At 37.0% G+C, this 9,167-nt stretch carries 11 protein-coding genes; all 11 read right to left on the bottom strand.

Annotated elements, in window-relative coordinates; translation table 11 throughout:
• Positions 1–233 precede the first annotated feature (233 nt).
• On the bottom strand, positions 234–1,181 hold the full coding sequence (rpoS, locus tag N7931_RS14870) for an RNA polymerase sigma factor RpoS (protein ID WP_262795134.1): 948 nt from the start codon (positions 1,179–1,181) through the stop codon (positions 234–236).
• Positions 1,182–1,261: 80 nt separating this feature from the next.
• The gene (locus N7931_RS14865) at positions 1,262–2,086 is read right to left on the bottom strand and encodes a peptidoglycan DD-metalloendopeptidase family protein (RefSeq protein ID WP_262795133.1); all 825 of its coding nucleotides are present in this window, start codon (positions 2,084–2,086) and stop codon (positions 1,262–1,264) included.
• Positions 2,087–2,107: 21 nt separating this feature from the next.
• Positions 2,108–3,061, bottom strand: coding sequence for a DUF368 domain-containing protein (locus tag N7931_RS14860; protein WP_262795132.1), 954 nt, complete (start codon positions 3,059–3,061; stop codon positions 2,108–2,110).
• Positions 3,062–3,100: 39 nt separating this feature from the next.
• Complete coding sequence (locus tag N7931_RS14855) at positions 3,101–3,748, bottom strand: protein-L-isoaspartate(D-aspartate) O-methyltransferase (RefSeq protein ID WP_262795131.1); 648 nt, start codon at positions 3,746–3,748, stop codon at positions 3,101–3,103.
• Between the two features lie 42 nt (positions 3,749–3,790).
• The gene (gene surE / locus N7931_RS14850; RefSeq protein WP_262795130.1) at positions 3,791–4,546 is read right to left on the bottom strand and encodes a 5'/3'-nucleotidase SurE; all 756 of its coding nucleotides are present in this window, start codon (positions 4,544–4,546) and stop codon (positions 3,791–3,793) included.
• Positions 4,543–5,565, bottom strand: coding sequence for a tRNA pseudouridine(13) synthase TruD (gene truD / locus N7931_RS14845; RefSeq protein WP_262795129.1), 1,023 nt, complete (start codon positions 5,563–5,565; stop codon positions 4,543–4,545). Before truD ends, surE begins: the two co-directional genes overlap by 4 nt.
• Complete coding sequence (gene ispF, locus N7931_RS14840; RefSeq protein WP_262795135.1) at positions 5,562–6,038, bottom strand: 2-C-methyl-D-erythritol 2,4-cyclodiphosphate synthase; 477 nt, start codon at positions 6,036–6,038, stop codon at positions 5,562–5,564. The genes truD and ispF overlap by 4 nt, the downstream gene beginning before the upstream one ends.
• Positions 6,039–6,045: 7 nt before the next feature.
• Positions 6,046–6,765, bottom strand: coding sequence for a 2-C-methyl-D-erythritol 4-phosphate cytidylyltransferase (gene ispD / locus N7931_RS14835; RefSeq protein ID WP_262795128.1), 720 nt, complete (start codon positions 6,763–6,765; stop codon positions 6,046–6,048).
• Between the two features lie 8 nt (positions 6,766–6,773).
• Positions 6,774–7,067, bottom strand: a complete 294-nt coding sequence (gene ftsB / locus N7931_RS14830) for a cell division protein FtsB (RefSeq protein WP_262795127.1) — start codon at positions 7,065–7,067, stop codon at positions 6,774–6,776.
• A gap of 5 nt (positions 7,068–7,072) precedes the next feature.
• Positions 7,073–7,702 (bottom strand): hypothetical protein, encoded by a 630-nt coding sequence (locus N7931_RS14825; RefSeq protein WP_262795126.1) that lies wholly within the window; start codon positions 7,700–7,702, stop codon positions 7,073–7,075.
• Positions 7,703–7,823: 121 nt separating this feature from the next.
• Positions 7,824–9,119, bottom strand: coding sequence for a phosphopyruvate hydratase (eno, locus tag N7931_RS14820; protein WP_262795125.1), 1,296 nt, complete (start codon positions 9,117–9,119; stop codon positions 7,824–7,826).
• Positions 9,120–9,167: the final 48 nt, after the last annotated feature.

Here is a 9,167-nt window from a genome sequence, read left to right as displayed (position 1 = left end):
CGCTGCGTTGTGGGGGCGCATTATAGGGACAAAACAAACCCCGTCAACGCTTTTTTTGAATTTATTTCTTTTTTTTTATCGTTCGGTTAATTAACAAGCAAATTTGAGACATTTTGTATATTTTTAATTCGTTTTAGGGAAAAGTCTTAGTTGGATGGGGAGAGATTGATTCATAAAATAAAAAAGCTTTTAACCTCAACAAGGTTAAAAGCTTTATGGAAATTTAGATAGTTTTAAATCTGGAATAAAGATTCGATAGATAAACCTTCACTGCTTAAAATATCTTTCAAACGTTTTAGAGCTTCAACTTGAATTTGTCTTACTCTTTCTCTGGTCAATCCTATTTCTTTACCTACATCTTCCAAAGTTGCAGCTTCATAGCCTAGCAAACCAAATCGACGAGCTAATACTTCTCTTTGTTTTGGGTTTAGTTCTTCTAACCAATGCACAATATTAGATTTAATATCTGAATCTTGTAATGAATCTTCAGGGCCGTCATAACGTTCGTCAGTCAGGATATCTAACAGGCCTTTTTCCGAATCACCACCTATAGGGCTATCCACCGAACTAATTTTTTCATTTAATCTGAGCATTTTACTGACATCAGAAACAGGTTTATCCAATGCAGCAGCTATTTCTTCTGCTGTTGGTTCATGATCTAATTTTTGAGCTAATTCACGAGCGGTTCTTAAATAGACATTTAATTCTTTAACAACATGAATAGGTAATCGAATAGTTCGGGTCTGGTTCATGATAGCCCGCTCAATTGTTTGTCGGATCCACCAAGTTGCGTAAGTTGAAAATCTAAATCCACGTTCCGGATCAAATTTTTCAACGGCTCTAATTAATCCTAAATTACCTTCTTCAATTAAATCTAATAATGCTAAACCGCGATTGTTGTATCTTCTGGATATTTTTACAACCAATCTAAGGTTACTTTCGATCATTCGTTTACGTGATGCTTCACAGCCTTTTAATGCTTTTCGTGCAAAATAAACTTCTTCTTCTGCAGTTAATAAAGGGGAAAAACCAATCTCCCCCAAATATAATTGGGTAGGATCTAAATTTTTATGTGAATCATCAACTGTAAGAATTTCGTCTTCAAGCTGTGAATTTTCGATTTCAGAAATTTCAGCTTCTGTTGGCATATCTCGATTAGTAGCGCGTTCAGTTTGGCTCATTGTCATTCCCCTTAGAAAACAAAGACAGCAGTAATTAGCTATTATCTATATCCATATTTAAACTCACATTACCAAGCAAATTAGCGCTTAGGTAAAAACTTTTCAGGATTAACCGTATTACCTTTGAAACGAATTTCAAAGTGTAACTTGACCCTGTTAGTATCTGTGTCGCCCATATCAGCAATATGCTGACCTACTTTCACCCAATCTTTTTCTTTAACTCTAATCAAACTATTATGTGCATACGCACTTAGATAATCGTCAGAGTGTTTGATAATGATCAAGTTACCGTAGCCTCTTAATGCATTTCCGGCGTAAACCACTTTGCCAGAATTTGCCGCGAAAACAGCTTCGCCTTTTTTCCCTATTATATCTAGTCCTTTATTTCCTAATTCTTTGTAGGAAAAACGCTCAATGACTTTGCCTTTGGCTGGCCATTGCCAGTTACTTTGACTGAAAGAAGAGAACTCACTTCCCTCGCCACCATTTGTAACATTTTGTTTACCTTTAGTAACAACATACTCCTGACGAGAATCCTTATCAAGTGTTTTTTGTGTCGAATCTGACTTTTTTTTATTCGTTTTAGATATTTGATTAGAAGAGTTTGATTTATGAGAGGAGTTAAGCCTAATGATTTGCCCTGGGTAAATTGAATAGGGTGCAGATATGTCGTTTAACCGAGCAAGTGTTTTAAAGTCAACACCAGCTCTAAATGCAATACTATATAGAGTATCTCCTTTTGATACTTTATATTGTGATTGTCTAAGTGAGTTAGCTTGAAAATCATGAATACTCTTTCCTCGATAAACTGAATCAACCGGTGCAGGAGTGTTTCTCTGAGCACAAGCCGATAAAGCGCACACGATACATATAATTAGAGTATTCTGATATACAGCTAACTTCATTGTCTAACTCAACTATATAAATTAATCAGATATTTTGTGTTTATTTAAGTTTTCAGCGATTCGTTCGATACCAACAACTAACACAATCCCCAATATAGTACATATAATCACACCAGCTAACTGACTGTCTAAGCCTGTTAAGTGAGTAAACTGAGCCGGTAAAACATTTTGTTGCTGCAAAGGGATCACCTCTCCATGCCGATTAACAGCTGAACTAATAACTTGTTTCCATGGCCAAGTGACATTTAAAGAACCAATTAAAAAACCAATTAAGACTGCAATAGTTGTATGATAAAAACGAGCTAATAACCAAACCAATACACGAGAAAATATCAATAAACCAGAGATGCAACCAGCGCCAAAACTTGCCAGTGCAATAATATCTAACTGATTAATAGCATTTAAAAAGATAGGGTATAAACCAATTAACAATAAAATGAAGCTACCTGAAATACCGGGTAAAATCATGGCACAAATTGCAATAAAGCCACCTAAAAACAACATCCACCAATCACCCGGTACATGCGCAGGTTTTGCAATCGAAATTCCCACCACAATACCAATCCCTATCAGTAAAGCTATCCATTGAGTCGCTTTCCATTTAGGTTGTACTTTTACTAATAAATAGACAGATGCAGCGATTAAACCGGAAAAGAATCCCCAAACTAACAGAGGGTAATAATTTAAAGCAGTAGTAATTAAAGCCGCAAAGGTTTTTAAACTAATTAAAATACCGCCAAAAACAGATAATAAGAAAAAACCGTTAATATGTTGCCAAAATGCAGCAAAGCCATCTTTAAATAAAATTTTTAACGCAGCCGGACCTAATTGTTTTAACGAGTTAAGTAGCTCATCATATATGCCTGTAATAAAAGCAATGGTTCCGCCTGAAACGCCAGGCACAACATCAGCGGCTCCCATGGCCATCCCTTTTGCCGTTAATAAAAAGTAATCTTTCCGATTTCTAGTTTTCATAGTGTTCCATTTAATCCATTACCCAAAAAGGTGGTATTATTATTCAGTTTCACCGGCAACTAAAGGCACAAACTTCACATTTGCGACATCTGTAATTTTATAATCATCGCCATTACGTATTATTTTTTTCAAAATTTGCTCTTCTGTACCAATAGGTATAACCATAACGCCACCATCCGTTAACTGCTCAAGCAATTGAGTAGGCAAAGTGGCCGCTGCGGCTGTTACTAAAATAGCATCAAAAGGCGCTTTATTAATCCAGCCTTTCCAACCATCTCCGTGCTTAAAGCTAATATTATGTAAATCAAGTTGGCGCAATACTCTTTTTGCCTGAAATTGTAGCGATGCAATTCGCTCAACGGTACACACTTTATCAACTAGCTGAGCTAAAACAGCCGTTTGATAACCGCAACCTGTTCCAATTTCTAATACCGTTTTAATCGGTTTATCTGCATCCAGAATAATTTCTGTCATCCGAGCTACAATGGCTGGCTGAGAAATAGTTTGCCCTTTACCAATAGGTAAGGCTGTATTTTCATAGGCTTTGTGAGTTAAGGCTGGTTGCACAAATGCTTCTCTTGGCACTCTTGCAATTGCTTCTAATACCTGGTGGTTTTTTATTCCTACTTGCATCAATAATTGCGCAAGTTTTTCTCCACTTCTTGCTTTATTTAAAGTTAACGACATCGACTAAATATTACCAAATACGCTTCAATTATTTTTAACCCGTTAAATTTGAATTTGGGTTATCCAGTTTTCTAATAATGTAACACTTTGATGCGCTGTCATATCAACAGTTAACGGTGTTACAGATACATAATTATTTTTAATAGCAGCAAAATCTGTGCCTTCAGCAGCATCTTTGATTTTACCTATCGCGCCATACCAAAATACATCCCGTCCAAACGGATCTTGTGTTTTAACCATAGTATCAGCTTGATGGCGTTTACCACAGCGGGTCGTTTTAACCCCATTAATTTCATCAAGCCCAACGGCTGGCACATTGATATTTAAAATTTGATCGGATGGAATGGGATGAGTTTGAATTTGACTAATGATCTTGGCTGCAATGTTTGCGGCAATCGAAAAATCAGCATCCGGAGCAAAAGAATCTAACGAGACAGCAACCGCAGGCAACCCCATATGACGACCTTCCGTTGCGGCGGCAACTGTACCAGAATAAATCACATCATCACCCAAGTTTGCACCATGATTGATCCCGGATACCACAATATCCGGTTCAAAATCTAAGAGTTTATTCACCCCAATGTGCACACAATCAGTCGGTGTTCCGGTAACAGAATAAAAACCAGAATCCATTTTGTGTAATCTTAATGGATTCACTAAAGTCAAACTATTACTGGCTCCGCTGCAATTTCTATCAGGAGCAATCACTCTTACATCATGAGCAACAGACAAAGCATCATATAGTGCCTTTAAGCCTCTGGCATGAACACCATCATCATTGCTCAATAATATTTTCATGATTTTGACACATCCTGATAATCTACAATTTCACGTAACACAGAGGTAGCAAAACATCCCGCGGGTAATTTAAATTCAACTTCTAAAAAATACTCATTGTTATTCTGAGAGTAAGACCAGTTAAAATCAGACACGGGTAACTGTAATGCTCTTCTTTCTTGCTTCAAGCCTGCTTCAATTAAACCTGCCACAATTTGCGGATAAGCATTTAAACAATTCTCTTCAAGCTGGGCAACTTCCCCGCTTACTATGCTATCACCTTTACCGAACAAACTACCACTTAATAAAATATCGCCAGACTCAAAACGGGCAATAATTTCATCGTCAATAACATCGGCTTTAAAAAAAGAGTTGCTCCCAGACAAAATAAACGCATCGCCAGCAACCGGTTTAAACATATTAGCCTGAATACGGGCATCCAATATCTGATTAAATAAATAAGAACGCGCAGAAGATAAATAAATACTTTGCAATTTTCTATCTTTTACTTTTAGCTCTCCGCTAAACATTTTAATGGCATTATCTAAATTATCTCCGTCGCGACCAAATCGTTGCTCACCAAAATAATTTGCAACACCAAATTGTTTTATGGCCGTTAGCCTTTCATCTAAATTAACAGCTTGCTCTAATTTAATTTTTAATCTAAAAAAATTCGCTTTGTGGGTGCCAATTTTTAGTTTCTTGCCATGACGAACCGTTTTAAAAATTTTGGCGTTTTCAAGCTCAACCGTTGGAATATCCTGCTTGATAGGCCAAGGTAAATTAAACCACTGCCTTGTCACGGCATGTCTGTCTTTTAACCCTGAATGCGATACACTTTTTGCAGAAACACCAAATGCTTTCGCAATTTCTTTTCCGATAAAAGCCGTATTCTGACCATTTTTTTCAACCCAAAGCCACAAATGTTCGCCAGCTCCATCAGGTTCAAAACCAAGCACTTCTTCAACTTCAAAATCTTCATTTTGATTACGTATACTTGCTTTTACTTCAGGTTTGCCATGTAAATAAGCTAAGTTCATGCAATTTTCTCCAATAATACAACCGAGTGAACTGCAATCCCCTCTTTTCTACCAGTAAAACCTAATTTTTCGCTGGTAGTTGCTTTCACATTCACATTATCAATTTCGGTTAATAAATCTTCTGCCAATATTGTACGCATTGCCTGAATATGAGGCGCCATTTTAGGTGACTGCGCAATAATCGTGACATCTAAATTACCTATCTTAAATGATTTTTCTTTCATTAATTCAACAACTTGCTTTAATAGAATTCTACTATCTATATTCTCATATTTAGCGTCAGTATCCGGAAATAAATACCCTATATCACCTAAAGCTAAAGCCCCTAAAATAGCATCTATAATCGCATGAATCGCAACATCACCATCCGAATGCGCAAGAAACCCCTGCTCATACGGAATTTTAACGCCAGCTAGTACAATCGGGCCTTCACCACCAAATTTATGTACATCAAAGCCATGTCCGATTTTAATATTCATTTTATTCTCTATTTAAAAAATATTCGGCAAGCGCTAAATCACTTGCTCTGGTAATTTTAATATTAGAAGCATCACCTTCAATCAATCTAATTTCTGCGTTCGTTAATTCCATTGCCGATGCTTCGTCAGTAATCGCCTTATTTTCAGCTAACCCAAGCTCTATTGCAGCTATTAATTCGTGAGTTTTAAACATTTGAGGCGTTAACGCATGCCATAAGCCGTCTCGGTTTTCGGTTTTTTCAATCACAGCCACATTATGATGTGGATTAACCAACTGGCGCTTCATTGTATCGCGTACCTGAGTTGCTAAAATGCCACCGACATTACAGCTCAGACAAGATTGTATCAATTTTTCTATATCTTCAGCTAATACACAAGGTCGGGCGGCATCATGTACCAAACACCATTGAAAACGCTCAGAATCTAAACTTCTTAAACCGGCAAGTACCGAATAAACTCTTTCCGCGCCCCCTGTTACCAATTTAACCTGAGCAGGCAACTGCGTTTGTAGCTGTTTAATAAAAGGATCACTTTCCGAAACGACTACCACAATTTGGGTAATATTGGTGATTTGGGAGAGTTTACGAATGGTATGCTCAAGAATGCTAATTTGATTAATCGTTAAATATTGTTTAGGGATATTAGCCTGCATTCTTTTACCAACCCCTGCGGCTGGTATAATAGCGGCAATTTGTATTGATGCTATCTGCTGTTCTGTCATTCTGATATTTAATTATTGGTGGCTTTTTTATAATTAGGTACAATCCGATAAAAAACTTCGTCTTGTTTTATCATACCTAACTCGTTTCTTGCTTTTTCTTCAATCGCATCTAAGCCAGATTTTAAGTCTTTAATATCCGCCATCATGATCTTATTACGCAGTTTAAGTGCTTCATTAGCTTTTTTTAATTCAGCTACTTTTTGAGTCATCGCCAAATGCTCAGAATACGCGTTATCACCAAACCATAGCCGGTAATGCAAGCCAATTAATACAATAATCAGTATGATTCGGAATATTTTCATGAATGTTAATGCGTTAAAGCTAAAGGTTTATTTAAATTAGTCCAGTTAATCACTGTGGTTAGTAATAACTCTCTTAACGTTAAAGTTCGCGGAAATGTCATATCGTTACCAATCCATTGATGGCCACAACAAGCAGCAGTCATAATATCTTTAGTTGATTTAATTAAACGTTTTTCAACTAGGCTTGATTCTAAATAATTCCCCGAAAAATTAAACCACCCATGCTCATTTAATCTGATTTTATTGCCCTCAATCACATCTATGCAATCTAGCCTAAAATGGGTTTGGCCTTTTTCATAAATAATCACCACCACCACTAAACCTAACTGTGCATTTTTTTCAAGCCAGCTTTGATTTTGTTCTGGTGTTATTTTGTCAGCGGGAGATTTGCGTTTTTGTTTAGCTGACCAAGTTCCGTTTTGCGCATCTAAAGTTAAAGGGTTTTCTAAAGATAAAATTGCTTCGGCTGCTCTTTTTATATAAAAAGGTAAACTACTCAGCCTTTTGGCAACATACTCTGGGCTAAGTTGACACTCAGCAAGTAATTTTAATTCACGCTCGTAAAACACATTACACAACTGCGCATAATCTAATAAACGTTCATTTTGATGTGCAAAATCTTGTTGTTGCAACATTGGAAAATCCGCCAATGCTTTACTCCAGATATAAAAAAGGTGTTTTAACTGACAACCAATTAAAACACCTAATCATACTAAATGGTATGCTTATTTAAAACTAAACAAGCATTTAAAGCGATTAAGCTTGACCTTTAATTTCGCTACGACCTTTGTATACAGCTTTTTCGCCTAATACTTCTTCGATACGTAATAATTGGTTGTACTTAGCAACACGGTCAGAACGGCTCATAGAACCAGTTTTGATTTGACCTGCCGCAGTACCAACTGCTAAATCAGCAATTGTAGCATCTTCTGTTTCGCCAGAACGGTGAGAAATAACAGCCGTAAAACCAGCATCTTTAGCTAACTTGATAGCTTCTAAAGTTTCAGTTAATGAACCAATTTGGTTGAATTTGATAAGGATTGAGTTACCAATACCTTGCTCGATACCGCGCTTTAAGATTTTAGTGTTAGTTACGAATAAATCATCACCAACTAACTGAACTTTTTCACCTAACTTGTCAGTTAATACTTTCCAGCCGTCCCAGTCACTTTCGTCTAAACCGTCTTCAATTGAAACGATTGGGTATTGAGCAACTAAACCAGCTAGGTAATCAGCAAACTCTTCAGAAGTGAACGATTTACCATCACCTTTTAAGTTGTATTTGCCATCAGCGTAGAATTCAGAAGATGCACAGTCTAATGCTAAAGTGACTTCTTCATTCATTTTATAGCCAGCTTTTTCAACCGCTTCAACGATTACAGCTAATGCTTCAGCGTTTGATTTAAGATCCGGAGCAAAACCACCTTCATCACCAACAGCTGTATTGTAACCTTTTGAAGCTAATACTTTTTTAAGGTTATGGAAAATTTCAGCCCCCATTTGGATAGCTTGTTTGAAAGACTTAGCACCAACTGGTTGAACCATAAACTCTTGAATATCAACGTTATTGTCTGCATGCTCACCACCGTTGATGATGTTCATCATAGGTACTGGCATGCTGTATTGACCAGACGTACCGTTTAAGTCAGCAATGTGCTCATATAAAGCTACACCTTTTTCAGCCGCTGCTGCTTTAGCAACCGCTAAAGAAACGGCTAAAATTGCATTTGCGCCTAACTTATCTTTGTTTTCTGTACCGTCTAAATCGATCATAATTTTATCGATTTGAGCTTGCTCTAATGCATTTTTACCAACTAATGCAGGTGCAATGATGTCATTTACGTTAGCAACAGCTTTTAATACACCTTTACCTAAAAAGCGAGTTTTGTCGCCGTCACGTAATTCTAATGCTTCACGAGTACCAGTAGATGCACCAGATGGCGCAGCAGCACGACCAAATGCGCCACTTTCTAACGTTACGTCTGCTTCAATTGTTGGGTTACCACGTGAGTCGATAATTTCACGGGCATGAATTTTTGCAATAGATGCCATTATTTTCTTCCTCTTTAATGATTTATTATTAAGCGCCCAACCGGCGCT

Origin of the sequence: Catenovulum sp. 2E275 (genome assembly GCF_025515275.1) — a bacterium.
In the GTDB taxonomy this organism is placed as follows: Bacteria; Pseudomonadota; Gammaproteobacteria; order Enterobacterales; family Alteromonadaceae; genus Catenovulum.
This window is presented reverse-complemented; position numbering and strand designations above follow the sequence as displayed.